We start from the raw sequence: 20,492 nt of genomic DNA, 5'->3' as shown, positions 1-20,492 counted from the left end.
CGGTATGAACCTTTTCAAATCCATTTCACAAATACGCAACCTCCTGCAATCCATCGATATCGAAGCCGTTGCCAGGTTGTCCCGGAAAGTTGATCTCAACCAGCTGATGGGTATCGTTTCCAAAATGAGTGAAGAGGACCTTGGTAAAATGCTGAAATTCATGCAGGCTGGTTCAGGCAAGAAGAAAGCACCGCCGGTTGTGAATGGAGATTTCTATGAACTAACATCGACCCTCGGCCCGGAGGAACGCGAAATACAGCTCAAAGTGCGGGAGTTCATGGAAACGGAAATCAAGCCGATCGCTAACTACTACTGGAACAATGCACAGTTTCCGATGCATATCATTCCGTTGATGGCCAAGCTGAATATCTGCGGCCTTACTTACCACGGATATGGTTGCGCCGGACGTTCGGCATTGCTGGAAGGGTTCATAGCGATGGAAATGGCACGTATCGATTCTTCTGTCTCAACATTCTTCGGTGTCCACAGCGGCCTGGCGATGGGCTCTATCTATCTCTGTGGGTCGGAGGAACAGAAACAGCAATGGTTACCTGTAATGCAACGTATGGAGCTGATCGGTGCGTTCGGGCTTACCGAGCCGGAAGTTGGCTCGGGCGTTGCGGGCGGACTCACCACCACCTGCAAACGGGAAGGAGACGAATGGGTGATCAACGGTCAGAAGAAATGGATCGGTAATGCCACCTTCTCGGATATTACAATTATCTGGGCGCGGAATCTGGACGACAACCAAGTGAAAGGCTTTATCGTTAGGAAGCAAAATTCGGGTTTCAAAGCGGAGAAAATGGAGGATAAAATGGCGCTGCGCACGGTGCAGAATGCATTGATCACCCTGACGGATTGCCGGGTACCGGAGGCCGACCGCCTTCAAAATGCGAATTCTTTCAAGGATACCGCCAACGTTCTGCGGATGACGCGTGCGGGCGTAGCTTGGCAGGCGGTAGGATGTGGGCGCGGCGCGTATGAGCTGGCCTTGAAATATACGATGGAAAGAAAACAGTTCGGACGCCCGATTGCCGGTTTTCAATTAGTACAAGACCTGTTGGTAACGATGCTGGGCGACCTTACCGCCATGCAAACGATGGTTTACAGGTTATCCCAATTACAGGACGCGGGCGATCTGGCCGATGAACATGCTTCGCTCGCCAAAGTGTTCTGCACCCTGCGCATGCGCTCGATCGTCGATCATGCGCGCGAGCTTTTCGGGGGCAACGGTATATTACTCGAATATGACATTGCCCGTTTCGTAGCGGATGCCGAAGCCATTTATTCCTACGAAGGCACGAAAGAAATCAATTCGCTGATCGTCGGGCGGGCTATTACGGGTGAAAGTGCGTTTGTGTAGTGTGAAAAACAGGTACACGTGCCCTACAATTTGCCCTCTTTCATTTTGTTGAGGCGTATTTCAAAGGACTCATAGGCCATACCGGAAACTTTCTGTGCTTCCACGGCTTTGGTTTGCCACTCGATGGCCTCGTCTTTTCTGCCCAGTTTGTAAAGGATGTGTGCGTAAGTGTCAATAAAGTTCGGGTCGCCTAACCGATATGGAGTATGGCCGTTTTTCCTTTTTTCGTTTGATAAATCCATCGATCTTTTCGACCACGCCAATGCTTTTTCAAGCAATTCTTTGTCTCGTGTTAATTCGTAAAATTGATAGGCATGTTCATTCATCTCGAGATAAATGAACTGAGAAGGCGGCGCGATTGCCATGGATCTTACCACTGCGCCGCGGTCCGACTTGCCACGTTTGGATATGAAAAAGTGCTGCTGCGCCTTAAATGCAGCGTCGTCCATTGCGTCGAGCGAATCGATGGTTAGTGGCATGTATTTGGTTTCAACGAGCTTTATAGCGCTTTCAAAATACTTTCGCGTGTCGCCGGTTCGGTGGTAATATTTAGTCATCCATTTCGCAGAATCGATTTCACCTTTCGACCGGTCTTTGCCTTGTGATTCCCTCGCAAACTCAGCGATTTGTTGAGCCATTTCATTGTCCCGCTTCTGCACCGCAATCCGGAAAGAATTTTCAATGATACCCTCATTCATTGCTTTGCGGTCGTTGGGTTTGGCAGAGTTGAATATGCTGTCGGTTATTGATTTCGGGGTTTTGGTTTTTATGGTTTGATAGGCTAGACTGTTTACAGCAGGAAAAAACTCAAATATGCCTTTGACAGTCTGGAAATTACTAAGTGAATCGGTGGGCAGCGAGGAGACATATTCGTCGAGCAAATCATCGATCGCCATAGACGATTCCTGCTTTTTAACCATATATTCCCTCATAAATGCCGAAGCACGGACGCCCGCTTTGTATTCTCTTTCATAATCGGGCAACTGCTTTTTACCTTTCCGGTCGAGTGCAAGTTTGGCGCCATTCAGATAGGTATAGGAATCGCCGGTGGAACCATTATTTACATGCAGTATGTTGCCGTCCGAATCCACATACAGCGACATTAGCGAGCTCATAATCCTAAATTTTTGTGCAAGATTTCGCCCGTTGGCAGTGCCTACATTGCAGCGGATAGCGATAAATTCTTCGTCAAATGTCTTTTTAAGAATTTCCTTACCAAAACCCATGGAAGCGACCTCGTTGCATTGAACGCATTCGCTGTTTTCAAAGTGAATAAAAACAAGCTTGTCCTGTTCTTTTGCTTGTTTTGAAAGCTGGCTCCACGAAGTATTACTGTCGATGAATGTAATTTGACCGTGGCTTTGAAAAGAAATGATCAGCGCAAATGCCAGCACAATTTGCCTCATAGTTATCTGGATTGATGTTTTTTCAAATCTAATTTAAATTTTGTAACCGAATATTAAAATAATATAAATATCAGGATCGGGCAAATGATCGAGGGCCGCTAATATGACCAGTCAAATAACCCATACACTTGCCTTTGCCCGTCGCCCGGCGTAATTTGCGCCGCTCAACTCAACCCGTTATCCACGTGCAGGCACCAGTAATTATCCGTCGCGCATCCCTGGCCGATCGTGAGGTCATTTATCAAATGATATGCAGCCTCGAAAACATGATCCTCGACCGGCTGGGATTCGATGCGGCCTTCAACCGTAACATGGCAAGCCCGAACATTACCTATTTCCTTGCCGAACACGAGGGGAAGCCGATTGGCATGGTGAGCTGTCATATTCAGCCGCTGCTGCATCATGCCGCGTTGGTTTCAGAAATACAGGAAATGTATGTAGAGCCCGAGTACCGCTCGCAAAAAGTTGGAAATGTATTAATGGAGCATGTTACCGCATTCGCGAAAAAGGAGGGGGCTATTCAAATGGAGGTCACTTCGCGCGCTACACGTGAGCAGGCGCACAGGTTCTACCAGCGCGAAGGGTTCGAAAAATCGCATGTGAAACTGGTAAGGTATTTCAAAAACGAATAAAAAAGCACCGGGCCAACGTCCCGGTGCTTTTTGCATTACCCTAAACCTTCAACTATAACCTTCAATATCTTAGAATCGGCCTCTGTGACGACCATCGCGTGACCAGCGATCACGGTCGCGGCTGAGGCGGCGGGTATCCGACATCAGCTCGTGCAGGTCGTTGCGAAGTATTCTTTCCTCACGGTTCGACAGGTGGCCCCGACGGGCGAAATGCCGTTCTTTGTCCTGGATGTTCTCGTAACGGTTCATGAGCATGTTGGCCTCACGGGAAGTGAGCGTGCCCCATTGTACACCATTGGCTATATTTTGTCGTGCTTCTCTTTGAAGTCTGTTGATGTCCGACATTCTTTCACGACTGTAACCGTCGTGGTAGCCGTCACGATCGTAACGCGGACCATATTGGGCGGAAGCATTGGTGAATCCTAATGCGAGAACCACTGCGGCAAAAAGTATCTTTTTCATAACCCAAAAGTTTTAAGTTTCGTGGGTTAGAGGGCTACCTGGCGCAGAGGTTTAAATGGGGATTGTTAACGATTGTTAAGCGAAAATGAAGTGTTTTCAACCATTTGAAAATCAGCCAGCGATCGCCACACGAATGGCTTCCTGAGCTTCATTCAATATTTCTTCCGCCTTCCTGCCAGCCGGCTCGATACCCGGCAGCACGGTGAAACTGAGCTTCGCGAAAGATTTCAGCGGGAATATCCCTTTGGGGTTGAATGCGCCGGTGCCGTTAATGGCCACGGGCACGATGAGCGCATCGGGAGCTCTTTTCAAGAGCGTAGCGACGCCGCCAGGCTGAAATGGTTTCATGTTACCACTGGCGGTGCGGGTACCCTCGGGGAATATGATTGCCGATGCCTTTTCATCCTGGATCAGTTTGCCGAGGCGGGCGATTTCGGTAATAGCCTGCTTCCCGTCTTTGCGGTTGATGAGCGCCGCGCCGCTTTTGCGCAGGTTGTAGGAAATGCTGGGAACACCATTAGCCAGCTCAATTTTGGAAACAAATCGAGGGCTATATTTTCGCATATACCAGTAAACAGGCGAGATGTCGTAACTGCTCTGATGGTTGGCGATGAATATCAGAGGCCGGCCGTCGGGTAGCCGGGCAAGGTTTTTGAGCTTGATACTTGCACCGGTCAGATAAAGCCCGAAAGTGAGAGAAAAATTAAGCCAGTCGACCGACACTTTGTGCGCCTTTTTGCCAAAGACGTTGAATGCGATGACCTGTATGACATGAAAAACTAAAAGTGTGAGGCCGAAATGGATCAGGTAGAGGGTACTCAGAACGTAATCGAGGATTTTTTTCATTCTTATTTTTTTTGCAAAAATAGTCGAAATCTGTTTTGGTTACTCCAAATTCTAGGGCGTGAAATGACAATTGTCATTCAAAACTTACGTATAATTCACGTTATTTGTAAAATAGTCAATAGTGTTTAAATCAACATACAAATGGATATTACGCTTTCAGCCGAAAGGCTTGAAGTAATGAAACATATAGGCAAGGACCTCGACGGCCTTATTGCGGAATACCTGAAACCGATCGATGAAAACTGGCAACCTTCTGACTTTCTGCCTGATGCGACAAGGGAGAGTTTTTTACATGAAGTGAAGCTTTTGCAGGAAAGTTGCCGTGATCTGCCTTATGACTACATTGCCGTGCTGATCGGGGACACGATTACGGAAGAGGCATTGCCAACTTACGAATCCTGGCTGATGGACGTGATCGGTGTCAACCAGGTCGGCGAGCCTGAATCGGGCTGGGTGAAATGGGTACGTGCCTGGACAGCCGAGGAAAATCGCCACGGCGACCTGCTCAACAAATACCTGTACCTTTCCGGCCGCGTGAACATGCGCGCTATGGAAGTTTCTACCCAATACCTGATCGCCGACGGTTTCGATATCGGCACCGACCGTGATCCTTACCGAAACTTCATTTACACTTCGTTTCAGGAACTTGCCACCAATGTCTCGCACCGCCGTACGGCCACACTCGCGAAGAAATTTGGTAACCCGCATTTGTCGAAAATATGTGGGGTAATTGCTTCCGACGAAATGCGCCATGCAAAGGCTTACAAAACTTTTGTAAACCGGATTCTGGAAGTCGATCCATCGGAGCTGTTGCTGGCTTTGGAGGATATGATGAGGAAAAAAATCGTGATGCCGGCGCATTTTATGCGGGAAACCGGTGTGAAAATGGGCGAAACATTCTCCCATTTCTCAGACGCCGCGCAACGCCTGGGCGTTTACACAACGCTGGACTATATCGATATTCTCGAAGATCTGCTCAACGAATGGAATATAGGTTCTGTGCGTGACATCAATGAAAAAGCGGAAAAAGCAAGAGATTACCTCATGGCGCTTCCTGCACGTCTCAGAAGAATAGCCGACCGTACCCGCATTCCGGATCTGGAATATGAGTTTAGCTGGATAAGTCGGTAAAGCAATACAATACAATCCATGGTCGATGGTCCATGGTCTGCGGTCGATTTGCAAGATGACCATAGACCATGGACCATTTGGCGTCACCTCTTTACTGCAACAACGCCACAGCCCCCTGCTTGCTGATCACCTTCCCTTTTGTCGAAACACCTTCGATTTGCCACACATAAGTCCCTGAAACGGCGGTGCTGCCTTTGAAAGTACCATCCCAGCCGGTGTTTAGCTGGTCGGTGAAGAACACCAGCTGCCCCCAGCGATTGTAAATACGGAAATACCGGATCGTAGCGATATCGTTCACTACCGGTACCAGCATTTCATTCTTGCCGTCGCCATTGGGCGAAAATGCAGTTGGAATAATAATACTCTCCTGGCGTTTGATGGAAAGTTTCACCTGGCCGGAGCCCTTGCAGCCCTGCTCGGACGTCACGTCGACCGTATACTGCTGATTTTCCCTCAAAACGGCGATAGGGCTTTGAATACTGGCGTCGCTGAGTCCGTCGGCTGGAGTCCATAGGAACGTGGCGCCCGCGTAATTGCGGATCTGAGGTGAAGTCGCATTCAGCTGAAAAGGTACATTATACTCTATCAGAGCGTCGGGCGTCACATTCACGTCAATTTTGGGTGAAACACGTACCTGAACGGTGTCCGTCTGAGTACAAAAACCTTTGGTAGCGGTAATGATATATTGCGTGGTAGCTTCCGGTGCGGCAACCGGTTCCAGCGCGCCGGGATTATCCAGTCCGTTTTGTGGTACCCAGGAAAACGTCCGACCGTTGCTCGTAGTGGCCAGCGTCACCGATTGGCCGACACAAATAGTGGTGTCAGGCATTGTCCGAACGGTAATATCGCTGGTGAACGACACATCGGCATTTTGCGCGGTGGTACAGCCATTGCCATCTTTTACAAACACCCTGTAATGACCTGCCGGTGCATAAAATATGTTGGATGCCTGGTAACTGACCGAATCGATGGAATACTGATAGGGTAAGACGCCATCCGAAGCTGTAAGGGTAATCGTGCCGTCAGTCCCGGTATCGCAGGTGCCGGAGGTGACCTCGGTCGTGAGAGAAGGATTACTAATGACAATCTGTTTGCGGTTGTCCAGCTTGTTACCGCAAGCCTGACTGATGACGGTAAGCGTAACATTCTTCGTACCACCATCCGCCCAGTTCAACAGATAGGGCCCCATCCCGGAGCCCGAAATAACCCTTGCTCCATTCCAGTCCCATTTAAAATCGTAACCTGTGCCGGGTGAAGGAATAGACCCTGTATATCTCACTTCCACATTTCTATCGGGGCCGCAGACCGGACTAGGGGAAATGGAAAAATCAGCATATGAGTTGATACTGGCCTCGAAGCAGATGTCCGAGACGGACTTATCGACATCGACCTTTGAAAAGTGTTTGCCATGAAAGGCCAAGTAGGCAAAATTTGCCTCCCCCGACTCGCAGGTCACAGCATTATCATCACGGAAGAGGTAAATGGGTACCCCGGCTTTGCCGACATAATTTTTGTTATTGTCGATATACGTTGCAAAAAGGTTATTACCAACATAAACCTCCATTTGCCCTGTCGCGCCATCACGGGTGAAAGTCAGCAAATAGTAGGTGGAAGTGTTGAAATAGGGACAGGTTCCGATGATGCCGTTCGGATAAAAACCCAGACAGCGATCGGTACTTCCGGGAGTATTTTTAAAATAGATACCATCGTCACGGGTACCATTCGAGAAATCGATGATCCTGGCCCACTTTTCACCCCAGTCTATTACTCTCAGGTAAAGCTGGATCGTGTAGGATTCGGAAACGAGGCCTTCGGTGTTCGGATACATCAGCCCCCAGTTTCTATTGTTGTGATACACCGCCCGTCTTCCGCCACAAGGCAACACCTCTTCGAGAAACCGGCCTGCCGTGGTCCCGCTTGCACATGAGCCCGCCGCTTGCGCCTGTACAAGGTTCGGGCCGCATTCGGGCTGCGCTACGGTGAATTCGTTTTTAAAACGATAAGTGTGTCTGCCGGTCTGCGCGTGGGCAAAATGCAGGAAAGAGAAGAAAATTAAAAGGATATGTAAAGCATTCAACTTCATATCATGCCTGCGTGCCGAACGTGAGTAAAAATTGGAATCAAAATTACAGTAAAAGCAACTAAAACGATGCCAGCTGACCGCTTTTTTGATGGAACGGCCACGAAACGGACCGGGCCCGCAAATGCAGGCCCGGTCCAGACAACCATATGTATGTGAGAGTTATTGAGGGATTGCTCTTACGTTTCCGCGGCGGATCATGCGGTTTTCTTTCGTTTGAAGGTCGTCGTGAAGCATTTTGCGGAACGTCTCGACGCTCGTGGTCGCAGCCAGGCGCTGGCCGTCCGGGGCCGGAATGCCCATGACGTCCAATGCCTTGCGGAGCAGTGTTTCATTTTCATCACCAAAAGGCAGATAGGGCACGGTCGAATCCTCGACTTCATAATCGGGCGTCATGCCGTTTATAGTGCCGTAGTCAGATTCGCCATTAGCATTGGCAGTTTGACCCAGCATGATGTAAACACCCCATTTCCAACGTTTCTGGTCATCGCTGATCAGCTGACCGAATAAATTTTTGCCGGCAGTATGCTCCCCGATCCTGATCACACTCGTATAGGGCTTCAAGCCATTGATTACCAACTCACTGGCAGATGCCGTCCCATTGGACGTCAGCACGAATACCCGACTTAAATTTCCACCGATATTATTCGGCTCGTTCAGAAAGGTGTAATTCAATGCACCGGCCCCTTGCGTTTTTTGCCAGTAGGCGGTGTATTTGTCGTTCCATTGTTCTTTGTAAAATACTTTGGAACTCGAAACACCCGGGCCGATCAGCGACGCGAGCGTTTCGGCCGAACTGAGATAACCTCCCGGATTAAACCGCAAATCGAGTACGAGCTCATTCACTCCCTTGCTTTTGAAATCCGCAAAGACCTGGCGCAATTCATTGTCATATTTCGACTTATCCGTGTCGGTTCCAGGTACAAACTGGGTATAAACCAGGTAACCAACCGTTTTTCCCAAAGCTGGCTTTGAAATGACTGTCGAGAACAGGACGGGGTCTTCGCTTACCTGTGCCTTGGTCATAGTAACAGTCTTGCTACCTGCCACAATAGCCGAACCGGAAAGTTCTCCCAACGTGAATGTGGCGGTTTCGTTACCACTAAGGAGTGATGTGTAGTTGGTCGAAGTGAGCTGTGTCCCATTTACTTTCATGAGAATATCACCGCGTTTTAGCCCCGCAATTTCGGCCGGGCTGCCCTTGACCACGTAATTCAGGAAAGCGGCAATGTTGGACTTGCCGTTATCAGTAAAAGACAGCGAATAGCTGATCCCGAAAATCTTGCTGATACCATCGAACTCGTCCTGCAATGCATCGATATCGTCGGTAACCGCCGAAAAACGGTCGACAGTAGCACGCTGGTATACCAGTTTTTCAAAATAGTCATGCGGATCAATGCTGTTGTCGAGGCTGGTTTTGGCCGGAAGGTTTTTGTACCAGAAATAGGCGTCGTCCATGACGTCGTAAAGCCAGCTGTTAATATCGGGATTATCCGCCGTGGTGGTAGAATCGAGGGTTTGGACGGCCGGGGCGACGTCCTTGTCCTTACAACCCACCGCCACCACCGCAAAGATCAGGACATAGAGAAGATATAATCGTTTGAAATTTAACATAGTGTTCAGTTTAAAAGTAAAGCGTAAACTGATTTGCCATAGGCCGTATTTCAATATTGGTTACTCGGTAATATAATGCTGTTACGTTGGCAGGGAGGGAAATGTGGCGGTGGCGGGAATGCTTAACGCGAAAAATTTGCTAATTTGTTACTACAACGTCGTTACCTTTTTCAAGATGGAACGTAAAAAGAATATGGGAATCAATGAGATTGTCACGATCGACCCGGAGATATTGAGTGGGCAGCCCGTTTTCAGCGGCACCAGGGTGTCTATCGACTCGCTTTTCGATCACCTTGAAGCAGGTGTGTCGCTCGATGATTTTCTGGATGACTTCCCGTCTGTTACGAGGGATCAAGCGGTAGCGTTACTCGAAGCAGCGAACAAGCTACTGTCATCGAAGCACATCGAGCAGTTGTTTGAAGCTGTTACTGGATGAAAATTTGCCCAAAAGATTAAAGCAGGATCCCCAGAACACAAAGTTCGTACGGTGAGGGAAATGGGTTAGAATGGTTTGAAGGACTTTGCGTTGCTTTCTCTGGCAAACACTGCGGGATTCCGGGTTCTACTGACATTTGACAAAAACATCCGGTATCAACAGAATTTTTCTATTTCAACTATTACAGTTCTGATCCTGAATATGCCAAGCAATACCTATTTTGAACTAACAAAACTTTCGCCATTGATTCGGCGGGTTCTGAAAAATCCAAAACTACCTGCCGGACCAATGGCGATTTACAATGGAATGGGTGCTTAAATCCCCGTTAATCCTCTGAAAAAATTCCTCGCGATAATCGCGTATTCCAGCGGGTTCGCTTTGGCAGGGTCTTGTTCTGCTTCGAGGACGATCCAGCCGGCGTAGTTGCTTTCTTTGATGATGGCGAAAAGTGATGGGAAATCAATACAGCCCTCAGAATCGCCGGGTACGGTGAATACGCCGTTTTTGACGGCCGTCAGGAAGCTCAGACGCTCGTCGTGCACACGTTGCAGCACGTTCGGACGCACGTCTTTCAGGTGAATATGAGCCGTGCGGCCAATGTATTTCTGCAATGCGGCCACGGGGTCTTCACCTGCAAAGTGGAAATGCCCGCAGTCGTAATTGAGATACACGTGGTCGGGGTTTGTTTCGTTGAGCAGCCGGTCTGTCTCTTCGATAGTTTGAATGCAAGTGCCCATATGGTGATGAAAAGCCAGTTTCATACCACGGTCGCTGGCGATTTTGCCCAATTCGTTGAGGCCGAAGGTGAAGCTGTCCCATTCATCCTTGGTGTTCAGCATTCCCTTACCTTCAAATACAGGTACATCCATTTTTCCCTGGCAGCTATTCCCGGTTTCACCGCCGCCAATGACTTTCGCACCCATAATTTCCAGGAAATCGAGCAGTTTGCTGAAATTTTCGCGGTTTTCGGCGAAGGATTTGGTCGTCAGCTCATAGCTGTTCCACTGGTTGCAAATCTGCAACCCGCGAAGTTCCAATGCTTTTTTCAACACATTGGTATCGCGGGGAAACTTGTTGCCCACCTCGCAACCCGTAAATCCGGCCAGTGCCATTTCGCTCACGCATTGCTCAAATGTATTCTCGCCGCCGAGCTCCGGCATATCGTCGTTGGTCCAGTTAATAGGAGCAACGCCCAGTTTGATGTTTTCGAAGTTCATTTTTTTGAAAGGGATTGAAGGGAGAAAAGGGAAGAAGGGGAGGAGGGAGGAAGGGGGCTAAACTTTTTCCTTTCCTCCCTTCTCTCCTTCCTCCCTTTCATCCCTATAAGAAAATACGTTGTGTTTTTTTGTTCTCGCGATAAGTTTCAAATGCCTTATGCACTGATGCGGAGGTCGACACCTCTGCCACAGGCACCTCCCACCATGCGTGGTAGCCCTTCACGGTGCGGTACAGGCTTGTTTCAATGTAAATGACGGTGGTGCGATCAGCAGTTTTGGCTTGTGCCAATGCATTTTCCAGCGATTGGCGGTCGGTAGCACGAATGACGTTTGCGCCGAGGCTTTCGGCATTTTTGGCAAGGTCCACCGGTAGGAATCCACCCGATAGCTGGCCCGTTTCATTTTCCCGGTATTTGTACATGGTACCAAATCGCTCGCTACCAATGCTTTCAGATAGCCCGCCGATACTCGCGTAGCCGTTGTTGTTTAAAAGCAGGATCGTAAAGCGGACGCCCTCCTGGATCGCAGTGACGATCTCATGGTTATTCATTAAATAACCGCCGTCACCGCAGAGCACATATACTTCACGCGTTGGATCGGCAATTTTGGCACCAAGGCCCGCGGCAATCTCGTAGCCCATGCAGGAGAAGCCGTATTCGAGGTGGAAGTTTTTCGGGTCGGTGGCACGCCAGAGTTTGTGCAGATCGCCGGGAGCACTGCCCGATGCATTGATCATCACATCGCGGTCGTCCATAAAGCTGTTTAGCGTACCGATCACCACCGCCTGGTCGATCGGAGGGACTGTGCTGTTGCCTTCTGCGTAGATTTGCGTTACCTCGTCGTCCCAGGCCTTGTTGATGCCGGCAATATGCTGGCGGTAGTCCGGCGCAACTTCATGGTTATCCAAAAGTCCGGCCAGTTCCTCCAATACTGCCTTCGCATCCCCGATCACCGGCAAGGCAGCGTGTTTGAAGGCATCAAATTCGCTGATATTAATATTGACAAAACGGACATCCGGGTTTTTGAAGATCGACTTGGAGGCCGTTGTAAAATCGCTGTATCGCGTTCCGATTCCGATGACGAGGTCGGCCTGGTTGGCAACATCAATTGCATATTTTGTACCGGTCGCCCCGAGACCGCCAATGCTGTAAGGCGCATCATAGCGCACCGCTCCTTTGCCGGCGAAAGTTTCGCCGACCGGAATGCCCGTTTTTGAAGCAAATTCGTGGAGCGTTTCGGATGCGCCGCTGTAAATTGCCCCGCCGCCTGCCACGATTACGGGATTTTTAGCTGCTTTGATCCACTCCGCCGCTTTTTGTAATGTTACAAGATCCGGGCGGGGGCGGCCTACATGCCACACACGTTTTTGGAATAATGATTCAGGAAAATCGTAAGCGTGCGTCTGCACATCCTGCGGCATCGAAAGCGTTACAGCGCCCATCTCCGCCTGTGAGGTGAGTACGCGCATAACTTCGGGGAGCGAGTAAATGAGTTGTTCCGGCCGGTTAATACGGTCCCAGTATTTGGAAACCGGTTTGAAACAGTCATTTACTGAAATATCTTGTGTAGAAGCACTTTCGAGCTGCTGCAAAACCGGGTTAGGCTCACGGGTAGCGAAGATATCGCCCGGCAGAAGCAGCACAGGTAACCGGTTAATGGTCGCCAATGCGGCGCCGGTGATCATATTGGTAGCACCCGGACCGATCGACGTCGTACAAACGAATGCGCCCAGCCGGTTTTTGACCTTGGCATAAGCCACCGCAGTATGCACCATCGATTGCTCGTTTCGGCATTGGTAATACCGGAAATCCGGGTTTTCTTGCAACGCCTGGCCAAGTCCTGCCACATTACCGTGCCCGAAAATGCCGAAGCAACCGCCAAAATAGGGCTCCTCAACGCCGTCGCGCTCGATGTATTGATTTTTTAGAAACATGATGGTAGCCTGCGCCACCGTGAGTCGTCTTGTCATGTCTTTGATTATTTACTGTTCGAAACAGAGTCAGCTGATAAGGTGCTGAAGTCGATCGCCTTGCCCGTGCAACCAAACAGTTCGAACTTTTTCAGCATAAATTTTTTGTATTCCTCCATAAAAATCTTCCCCGGGGTTGTTGGGGCAAATTCGTCGGGGCGGTCGCGAAAGAACTCCCGGTTCACCATCGTCCAAAGCAGCCGGGTGTCGGTAGCAATGTTGATCTTGCAAATACCCAGCGGGATCGCTCTCTTTACCTCTTCTTCCTGTACGCCTTTGGCATCGGTTTTCAATTGGCCGCCGGCTGCGTTAATGCGTTCGATCACTTCGGGAACCACATTCGAGCCACCATGCAGTACGAGCGGGAAGCCTGGCAGGCGCTGCTGGATTTCTTCGAGAATATGAAATTGTAACCCTTGCCCGCCCGAAAATTTATAGGCTCCGTGGCTGGTTCCTACCGCAATGGCCAGGCTGTCGCAATCTGTGGCTTTCACAAAATCCTCGACTTGCTGTGGATTGGTATAAAATGAATGAGCCGCATCCACCGTCAGGTCGTCTTCCACCCCGGCCAGTACGCCGAGCTCGGCTTCCACGCTCATCCCTTTGGCATGCGCGGCAGTCACCACGGCTTTGGTACGGGCTACATTTTTTTCAAAACTGTCGTGCGAGGCATCGATCATCACGGAAGTATAGCCGCCTTTTCCGATGGCGTCGAAAATATGTTCTTCGTAACCATGGTCCATATGGATCGCATACGTAACCCGCGGGTAAATGCGCGCCGCAGCGCCTATCATGGACAGGAGCATGTCTGCGTTGGCATAATCGCGTGCAAAGGGCGTTGTTTGTACGATAAATGGCGCATCAGCTTCTTGGGCAGCAGCGAAAAGTCCATGGATTTCTTCCATGAAAAACACATTCACAGCCGGTATCGCATAGCGGCCATAGCATTTATCAAAGAGTTGGCGAGTTGTCAGTAGCATTGGAATGGTTACCAGAATATCGTGTATAAAGCTGCCAGCACACCGCATATCAGCACCGAGCCTACCACAAAGCTCTTGCCGGGCTGGAACATCGAAGCCTCGATATCGAGACTCTTCGGATTGTTTCCGCTTTTTGGATCGGCAAGGGAAATGGCGGCGATAACGGCACAGAGGATCAGGAAAATGTAGCCCATCCGGTCGAGGAACGGGACTTCGGGATACAAAAACTTGCCGGCCGTCGAGAGTGGGATCGTCAGCAATGCAGCCGTTAATGCAGCGGCCGATGTGGTCCTTTTCCAGAACATACCGAGAATGAATATCGCAAATACACCCGGGGTAATAAAGCTGCTGTATTCCTGAATGAACTGGTAGGCCTGGTCGAGCACGCGGAGCTGCGGGGCGATGAGAATACCGATACCCATCGCGACGTAGATCGTGTAGCGGCCTATGCGTACGAGCTGGCGTTCTGAGGCGTGCGGGGCAATGTACTGTTTATAAATGTCTAATGTAAATATCGTTGAGATACTGTTTGCTTTACCAGCAAGCGAGGCAACTATGGCAGCTGTAAGCGCCGCAAATGCCATTCCTTTTAATCCGGCAGGTAATAAATTGAGCAGAACCGGATAAGCGTGATCAGGTTTCACTACACCGCCGTCGAGCATTTCCTGTTGGAACATGCCATTTTGGTATAAAACAAATGCGGCAATGCCCGGAATAACCACGATAATCGGGATGAGCAGTTTGAGCAATGCAGCGAAAAGGATGCCTTTACGGGCGGTGGGCAAACTGGCTCCGAGGCTGCGCTGGATAATATACTGGTTACAACCGAAATAGGCCAGGTTATTGATCCACATTGCGCCGATGATCACCGATAATCCCGGCAGGTCTTTATAGAACGGGTTATCTTTCGGCAGGATCATATGGAAATGCGAATCGGCTTGCTCTTTCAGCAATGCGAGCGCGTTAAAAAGGCCCGGCCGGTTGAAATGCTGTGATACAAGGTCCAATGCAAGGTAAGTAGTCGCCAAGCCCCCGAGTACAAGCACAATTACCTGTACGACATCCGTATATCCGATCACTTTCATCCCGCCGATCGTAATCACAACCGCGAAAATCCCCAGGCCCACGATACCGTAATTGAAATCCAGCCCCGCCGTCACTTCCAGTGCGAGCGCACCGAGGTACAAGATCGATGTCAGGTTCACAAACACATATAATAAGAGCCAGAAAACCGCCATGATCGTCGCGACCGTCGGGTTGTACCGCTGCCGCAAGAATTGCGGCATGGTGTAGATCTTGTTTTTCAGATACACCGGCAGAATAAACAACGCCACGACGATGAGCGAAGCCGCAGCCATCCATTCGTACGAAGAAATGGCCAGGCCAATCGCAAATCCCGACCCCGACATCCCGATAAAGTGCTCGGCAGAAATGTTCGAGGCGATGATCGAAGCTCCGATCGCCCAGAACGTCAGCGAGCCTTCTGCGAGGAAGTAATCAGTTGAACTGACCTCTTTCGAGCTTTTCTTTTTATAAATCCAGTAACCGTAAGCGGAAACGCCTATCAGATAGATGAAAAAAACTACATAATCCAGCGATTGCAGACCGGTTGTGGACATTCTTGAAAAAGGGTTAGTTGGTTAGATCGGGATTCGAACTGTTTGTAGAAGGCTCAAACTTATGAATTTTTAAACAGTTCCTGCTTACACCTGAACGGTCGCATATTGCAGCACCTCGTCCAGCTTCACGTTCCTGCCTTCGGTGAGTGACTTCATGGCCGCGATACCGATAGCGGTTGCCATCAGGCCGTCATGCGCATCCACAGGCGACGGAGTGTCTTTCAACACGCAATCGATGAACGTTTTAAGGCAGACGCGGTAGGCTGTTTCGTACCTTTCGAGGAAGAAATGCAGTGGCAGCGAGCTGTGGCCTCCACTGCTGTCGAAATGGATGAGGGTGTCCGTTGTATTGTTTTCCGCTTTCGCCATTCCTTTCGAACCAAAGATTTCCAGGCGCTGGTCGTAGCCGTACACCGCCTTGCGGCTGTTGTCGATGACGCCTATTGCGCCGTTTTCGAAGGTTAACACGATTACAGCTGTATCGATATCGCCGAATTCCTTAATCTCCGGGTGAATTAGCGCATCGCCTTTCACAAATACCTCTTTCACTTCGCTGCCTACGATGTAGCGTGCCATATCGAAGTCGTGAATGGACATGTCGAGGAAAATTCCGCCCGAAACTTTCAGGTATTCCACTGGCGGCGGCGCCGGGTCGCGGCTGGTAATGCGCAGGATATGCGGCTCACCGATCTTATCGTTTGCGACCAGATGCCTTACATTGTTGAAGTTGGCATCGAACCGGCGGTTAAAGCCGAGCATTAGCTTCACATTGTTGTCAGAAACTGCCTTTTCCGCTGCCTGGATGGCTTCCAGGGTTACATCAAGGGGTTTTTCACAGAAAATATGCTTCCCTTTTTCAGCCGCCGCCACGGTATAAGGCACGTGAAAAGGGGTAGGAGAGCAAATGATCACCGCTTCCACATCGGGGTGGTTGATCACGTCATAAGCATCCGTAACGACCTCCGGAACTCCCAGGTCACGAGCGAATGCATGTGCGGCAGGCGAGAGGTCGGAGGCGATGATTACTTCCGCGTCAGGCATATGGTGCACAAGGTTGCTAAGGTGGATCTGGCCAATCCGGCCCAGTCCGATCACACCGGTTTTAAGTTTTTTTGTCATCTTATAGTATTGCGAGCGAGTTGCATCCGTCGACTCAAGTCGACGGTAAAAGATTTAGAAAAGATTAAATTTCTAGCCGTCGACTTAAGTCGACGGGAAAAGATTATTAAATATTGAGTTTTAAAACTTCCTGTTCCATTCTTTCAGCCAGCGCTCGATCACCACTTTCGTTTGGGTGAAGAATTCGACTGCGTGCTTGCCCTGGCCGTGGAGGTCGCCATAGAAGCTATCCTTCCAGCCCGAGAACGGAAACTGCGCCACAGGGGCGGCTACACCGATGTTAATACCAATATTACCAGCCTCGGCTTCGTGACGGAAGCGACGCGCATTCAAACCGCTGCTTGTGAAAATGCAGGCCATATTGCCGTATCTCCCCGAATTGATAAAGCGGATCGCCTCGTCGATCGTATTGATATGCACCAGACTTAATACAGGTCCGAAAATTTCGGTCGCTGCCAGTTCGCCGTCAAGCGGAATATCTTCAATGATAGTCGGGGCGATGAAGTTACCGTTTTCGTAGCCACTGACTTGGGTGTTTCTACCATCCACCAGTAGGCGGCCTCCTTCGTGCAAACCCTTTTCAATCAGGCTATTGACGCGGTTTTTGCTTTCGGCGGTGATTACTGGCCCCATCAGCACATCAGAGTCGAGCCCGAAGCCGGTTTTGCGATTTTTAGCTGATTCTACCAGGCTTTCGGTAATGTCTTTGTGCTCGCCCACGGTGATGATGGTTGAAGCGGCGAGGCAGCGCTGTCCCGCGCAGCCGTAAACGCTGTCGATCACGATTTGGGAAGTCATATCGATATCCGCATCCGGGAGCACGATCACGGGGTTTTTAGCACCACCCTGCGCTTGCACGCGCTTGCCGTTGGCCGAGCCTTTGGCATACACATAACGGGCCACATTGGAAGATCCTACAAAGCTGATCCCCTTGATTACCGGGTGTTCGAGAATGGCATCCACCGTCTCGCGAGCGCCTTGCACGAGGTTCAGCACGCCTTTGGGAAGGTCAAGCTGCTCCATCAATCCGACGATCTTGGTCATCGTTAGCGGCACTTTTTCCGACGGTTTGATAATGTAGCTATTTCCGCAAGCGAGTGCGTAGGGGAGGAACCAGAACGTAATCATGCCCGGGAAGTTGAACGGCGCAATGCACGCGCACGGGCCCAGCGGCTGGCGGATCATATATTCGTCGATCCCTTTGGCAATATCCTCCGAAAATTCACCCTGGATCAGCGTGGGCATACCGCAGGCATTCTCCACGTTCTCGATCGCGCGTACCATTTCAGCTCTCGCCTCGATGAACGTTTTTCCGGATTCCAGCACGATAGTCCGTGCAATATCGTCGGCGTTGTCTTCGAGGATTGTTTTTAGCTTAAACAAATATTGCACGCGCTTCGAAACGGGCGTATTTCTCCACTCCTGAAAACCTTCCTGGGCAGCCGCTGCGGCATCGGCAACGTCTTGTGCGGTGCCATACGGTACTTTCGCCAACACTTCCTGATTGGCGGGGTTCAGCACATCCACGTAGTTGTCGGAATGGCTGTCGACCCAGCGGCCGTTGATGTAATTCTGTAATTTTTCCATTTGTATTTTAAACTTATAATCCTCCGTATCCTTTCACGAACTCCATTACTTCATCATAGGTAGGCATGAAATTCGCGCAACCTTCGCGGGTGACGATGATTGCACCGCATGCATTGCCCATTCTCACACTCTGGTACAAATCCCAGCCACGCAGCAGCCCGAACGAGAAGCCAGCGCAGAATGCGTCGCCCGCCCCTAATACATTTAAAACCTCGACCGGGAAACCGGGTACTTTTACTTCCTCCTTACCGGGTTGGAAAATCGACGCGCCGTCCTTGCCCCGTTTCACGACCAGCGTTTCTACCCCAGAATGCAGGATTTCGCTAATCGCATTCTCAATATTCCCCCGGATTTCCGGCGCTGATATTTGCTGGTGTTTGATTAAAAGCTGCTCCTTATCGGTCAGGAATGTGGCGAGAATTTCTTCCTCCGTTCCTACCACAATATTGAAGCTTCCCAAAGCCGCGCGGATCGTAACCCCGAATGCACGGGGGTCGAACCACTGGTCGGCGCGAAAATCGATGTCCAGCAGCCGGGTAACACCGCTCTTTTTCGCTAATTCCAGCGCATAGAACATGGCCGTCCGGCTTGGATCTTTGCTGAATGCGGTTCCCGAAAACGCCGCGGCTTTGAAATCCTGGAACGGTATCGCGGATACGTGATCGATATTCAAGTTGATATCCGCGCAGTTTTCGCGGTAATAAACGAGCGGGAAGCGGTCGGGTGGCTCGATTCCCAGCACCACGGCCGAGCTGCGGGTGCCTTCGATGACCGGAACCCATTCGGTAGCAATGCCTTCATTGTCGAGGAAATGTTTGATGAAATTTCCGACCTGGTCATTTCCTATGCCGGTCAGGATAGCTGTTTCCAGGCCAAGCCGCCGACTACCCGTGGCGATATTGAGCGGACAGCCGCCCACAAAAGCATTGAATGCCTCGATTTTTTCAAAAGGGCTACCCACGTTGGCCGAATAGAGGTCAATGGACGAGCGGCCAAGGGTTAGAAGATCGTATTTGCGCATGTTAATGGTTATTTGAAACGCCTATCCGTTCATTTCAGCGGTGACGATCGGTAATCTGGGATCGGTGCCTTTCCAGCTTCCGTAAATCCAGTCGTGGTCGGGATCGGATGTGTTGGCGAGCGACTGGTCGCTACCGGCAAGGAAATTGAGGTAATATACATTGTAACCATGGCCGGCCACCACCGGGTGATAGCCCTTGGGGACCAATACCGCCTCATTGTTTTTCACCCGAACAATTTCATCCAGCGAACGGTCTTCTGTATAAACTTGCTGGATCGCGTAGCCTTGTGGTTTGTCGATTTTATAGAAATAGATTTCTTCTAGATTCGCTTCGAGCAGGTTGCCTTCCGCATCTACCTTGCGCTCGTCGTGCTTGTGCGCGGGGAATGAGCTCCAATTTCCGGAAGGAGTATAGACTTCCACGCAAACGATCTTGTGGCAGCCAAAGCCTGGTTCCAGCAGGCTGTTGATCTGGCGGTTGGCGTTATCGCCGCCGCGGTATTCGATAGCAGCTTCCTCCGGGCGCTTCATGCGCGGCGGATGGTCTTCGTCGGACAGCACTTTGCAAATTGCAATGTCGGTACCAGGCGACTGGGCCGTGAGTATAAACGGCGTCCGGCGCGAGAGGTACATCGCATGGCCTATCCCGCTGAACACGTCCTTGCGGCCATTACCCGTTTCCCAGACCTGCCCGGCGGCCTCCACCTTGAAATTTCCGCCCAGTAATGCGAAGCAATATTCATAATCACCCGTATCACCCACAATTTGTTCGCCCGCTTCCAGTATTTTAGCTTCGAAGTTCAGGTACGTCCAGCCTGCCTGTTCGGCGGTGAGGGAATGATAGGTCTTGTCGTGTGTTCGGGGCTTGATCAGCAGGTCACTCATTGTGGTAAATCCATTACATTTGCACAATGATAGTGTTGTATAAATTAAACACAAAATGTAAATATGTTAATATTGAATGCAAACGTTTGAAAAAATTTCAAAGATTTAATTGCCATATTCCAACT

General features: G+C 50.2%; 17 protein-coding genes. 4 read left to right on the top strand and 13 right to left on the bottom strand.

Annotated features, from left to right (window positions below):
• Positions 1 to 4 precede the first annotated feature (4 nt).
• Complete coding sequence (locus IEY24_RS12810) at positions 5 to 1,363, top strand: acyl-CoA dehydrogenase family protein (protein WP_188932627.1); 1,359 nt, start codon at positions 5 to 7, stop codon at positions 1,361 to 1,363.
• 23 nt (positions 1,364 to 1,386) lie between these two features.
• Here the strand turns inward: IEY24_RS12810 and IEY24_RS12805 are convergent, their stop codons facing one another.
• Positions 1,387 to 2,769 (bottom strand): thioredoxin domain-containing protein, encoded by a 1,383-nt coding sequence (locus IEY24_RS12805; protein WP_188932625.1) that lies wholly within the window; start codon positions 2,767 to 2,769, stop codon positions 1,387 to 1,389.
• A 185-nt stretch (positions 2,770 to 2,954) separates the two neighbouring features.
• Between IEY24_RS12805 and IEY24_RS12800 the strand changes: the two genes are divergently transcribed.
• Positions 2,955 to 3,401, top strand: a complete 447-nt coding sequence (locus tag IEY24_RS12800; protein ID WP_188932623.1) for a GNAT family N-acetyltransferase — start codon at positions 2,955 to 2,957, stop codon at positions 3,399 to 3,401.
• A 69-nt stretch (positions 3,402 to 3,470) separates the two neighbouring features.
• Here IEY24_RS12800 and IEY24_RS12795 read toward each other — a convergent pair whose 3' ends face one another.
• On the bottom strand, positions 3,471 to 3,863 hold the full coding sequence (locus IEY24_RS12795) for a hypothetical protein (protein WP_188932619.1): 393 nt from the start codon (positions 3,861 to 3,863) through the stop codon (positions 3,471 to 3,473).
• Between the two features lie 111 nt (positions 3,864 to 3,974).
• Positions 3,975 to 4,709: a lysophospholipid acyltransferase family protein gene (locus IEY24_RS12790; RefSeq protein WP_188932618.1), complete on the bottom strand. Its 735-nt coding sequence runs from the start codon at positions 4,707 to 4,709 to the stop codon at positions 3,975 to 3,977.
• A 141-nt stretch (positions 4,710 to 4,850) separates the two neighbouring features.
• Here IEY24_RS12790 and IEY24_RS12785 point away from each other — a divergent pair, with 141 nt between their 5' ends.
• A complete protein-coding gene (locus IEY24_RS12785) occupies positions 4,851 to 5,840 on the top strand; it encodes an acyl-ACP desaturase (protein ID WP_188932617.1) in 990 nt (329 codons plus the stop codon).
• Positions 5,841 to 5,931: 91 nt separating this feature from the next.
• On the opposite strand, the gene IEY24_RS12780 is transcribed toward IEY24_RS12785, so the two are convergent.
• Both IEY24_RS12780 and IEY24_RS12775 read right to left on the bottom strand, forming a co-directional pair.
• The gene (locus IEY24_RS12780; protein ID WP_188932616.1) at positions 5,932 to 7,923 is read right to left on the bottom strand and encodes a T9SS type B sorting domain-containing protein; all 1,992 of its coding nucleotides are present in this window, start codon (positions 7,921 to 7,923) and stop codon (positions 5,932 to 5,934) included.
• A gap of 159 nt (positions 7,924 to 8,082) precedes the next feature.
• Positions 8,083 to 9,534 carry a S41 family peptidase gene (locus IEY24_RS12775; protein WP_229222200.1) on the bottom strand — a complete coding sequence of 484 codons (1,452 nt, stop codon included), beginning with the start codon at positions 9,532 to 9,534 and terminating at the stop codon, positions 8,083 to 8,085.
• Positions 9,535 to 9,709: 175 nt separating this feature from the next.
• Here IEY24_RS12775 and IEY24_RS12770 point away from each other — a divergent pair, with 175 nt between their 5' ends.
• A complete protein-coding gene (locus IEY24_RS12770) occupies positions 9,710 to 9,970 on the top strand; it encodes a DUF433 domain-containing protein (protein ID WP_188932614.1) in 261 nt (86 codons plus the stop codon).
• Positions 9,971 to 10,284: 314 nt separating this feature from the next.
• Here IEY24_RS12770 and iolE read toward each other — a convergent pair whose 3' ends face one another.
• The 8 genes from iolE to iolB form a co-directional block, all read right to left on the bottom strand.
• Entirely contained in the window at positions 10,285 to 11,187 is a 903-nt protein-coding gene (iolE, locus tag IEY24_RS12765; protein WP_188932612.1) for a myo-inosose-2 dehydratase, read from the bottom strand.
• Between the two features lie 103 nt (positions 11,188 to 11,290).
• Positions 11,291 to 13,156 carry a 3D-(3,5/4)-trihydroxycyclohexane-1,2-dione acylhydrolase (decyclizing) gene (iolD, locus tag IEY24_RS12760; protein WP_188932610.1) on the bottom strand — a complete coding sequence of 622 codons (1,866 nt, stop codon included), beginning with the start codon at positions 13,154 to 13,156 and terminating at the stop codon, positions 11,291 to 11,293.
• Positions 13,157 to 13,164: 8 nt separating this feature from the next.
• The gene (locus tag IEY24_RS12755) at positions 13,165 to 14,136 is read right to left on the bottom strand and encodes a class II fructose-bisphosphate aldolase (RefSeq protein ID WP_188932609.1); all 972 of its coding nucleotides are present in this window, start codon (positions 14,134 to 14,136) and stop codon (positions 13,165 to 13,167) included.
• Positions 14,137 to 14,144: 8 nt separating this feature from the next.
• The gene (locus IEY24_RS12750; protein WP_188932608.1) at positions 14,145 to 15,755 is read right to left on the bottom strand and encodes a sodium:solute symporter family transporter; all 1,611 of its coding nucleotides are present in this window, start codon (positions 15,753 to 15,755) and stop codon (positions 14,145 to 14,147) included.
• Positions 15,756 to 15,839: 84 nt separating this feature from the next.
• Complete coding sequence (gene iolG, locus IEY24_RS12745) at positions 15,840 to 16,874, bottom strand: inositol 2-dehydrogenase (protein ID WP_188932607.1); 1,035 nt, start codon at positions 16,872 to 16,874, stop codon at positions 15,840 to 15,842.
• Between the two features lie 120 nt (positions 16,875 to 16,994).
• Positions 16,995 to 18,461, bottom strand: coding sequence for a CoA-acylating methylmalonate-semialdehyde dehydrogenase (locus tag IEY24_RS12740; protein WP_188932606.1), 1,467 nt, complete (start codon positions 18,459 to 18,461; stop codon positions 16,995 to 16,997).
• A gap of 13 nt (positions 18,462 to 18,474) precedes the next feature.
• Positions 18,475 to 19,482, bottom strand: coding sequence for a 5-dehydro-2-deoxygluconokinase (iolC, locus tag IEY24_RS12735; protein ID WP_188932605.1), 1,008 nt, complete (start codon positions 19,480 to 19,482; stop codon positions 18,475 to 18,477).
• Between the two features lie 21 nt (positions 19,483 to 19,503).
• Entirely contained in the window at positions 19,504 to 20,367 is an 864-nt protein-coding gene (gene iolB / locus IEY24_RS12730; protein WP_188932603.1) for a 5-deoxy-glucuronate isomerase, read from the bottom strand.
• Between the last annotated feature and the right edge of the window lie 125 nt (positions 20,368 to 20,492).

Origin of the sequence: Dyadobacter endophyticus, assembly GCF_014641595.1 — a bacterium.
GTDB lineage: Bacteria > Bacteroidota > Bacteroidia > Cytophagales > Spirosomataceae > Dyadobacter > Dyadobacter endophyticus.
The sequence above is the reverse complement of the archived record's forward strand: the minus strand, read 5'-3'. Positions and strand labels throughout refer to the sequence as shown.

Coding starts and splice junctions, on each gene's coding strand:
- IEY24_RS12775 (WP_229222200.1), bottom strand. CDS start 9,534: ATGTTAAATTTCAAACGATTATATCTTCTCTATGTCCTGATCTTTGCG.
- IEY24_RS12785 (WP_188932617.1), top strand. CDS start 4,851: ATGGATATTACGCTTTCAGCCGAAAGGCTTGAAGTAATGAAACATATA.
- iolC (WP_188932605.1), bottom strand. CDS start 19,482: ATGCGCAAATACGATCTTCTAACCCTTGGCCGCTCGTCCATTGACCTC.
- IEY24_RS12795 (WP_188932619.1), bottom strand. CDS start 3,863: ATGAAAAAGATACTTTTTGCCGCAGTGGTTCTCGCATTAGGATTCACC.
- iolD (WP_188932610.1), bottom strand. CDS start 13,156: ATGACAAGACGACTCACGGTGGCGCAGGCTACCATCATGTTTCTAAAA.
- IEY24_RS12770 (WP_188932614.1), top strand. CDS start 9,710: ATGGAACGTAAAAAGAATATGGGAATCAATGAGATTGTCACGATCGAC.
- iolG (WP_188932607.1), bottom strand. CDS start 16,874: ATGACAAAAAAACTTAAAACCGGTGTGATCGGACTGGGCCGGATTGGC.
- IEY24_RS12805 (WP_188932625.1), bottom strand. CDS start 2,769: ATGAGGCAAATTGTGCTGGCATTTGCGCTGATCATTTCTTTTCAAAGC.
- iolE (WP_188932612.1), bottom strand. CDS start 11,187: ATGAACTTCGAAAACATCAAACTGGGCGTTGCTCCTATTAACTGGACC.
- IEY24_RS12810 (WP_188932627.1), top strand. CDS start 5: ATGAACCTTTTCAAATCCATTTCACAAATACGCAACCTCCTGCAATCC.
- IEY24_RS12740 (WP_188932606.1), bottom strand. CDS start 18,461: ATGGAAAAATTACAGAATTACATCAACGGCCGCTGGGTCGACAGCCAT.
- IEY24_RS12755 (WP_188932609.1), bottom strand. CDS start 14,136: ATGCTACTGACAACTCGCCAACTCTTTGATAAATGCTATGGCCGCTAT.
- IEY24_RS12780 (WP_188932616.1), bottom strand. CDS start 7,923: ATGAAGTTGAATGCTTTACATATCCTTTTAATTTTCTTCTCTTTCCTG.
- IEY24_RS12790 (WP_188932618.1), bottom strand. CDS start 4,709: ATGAAAAAAATCCTCGATTACGTTCTGAGTACCCTCTACCTGATCCAT.
- IEY24_RS12750 (WP_188932608.1), bottom strand. CDS start 15,755: ATGTCCACAACCGGTCTGCAATCGCTGGATTATGTAGTTTTTTTCATC.
- iolB (WP_188932603.1), bottom strand. CDS start 20,367: ATGAGTGACCTGCTGATCAAGCCCCGAACACACGACAAGACCTATCAT.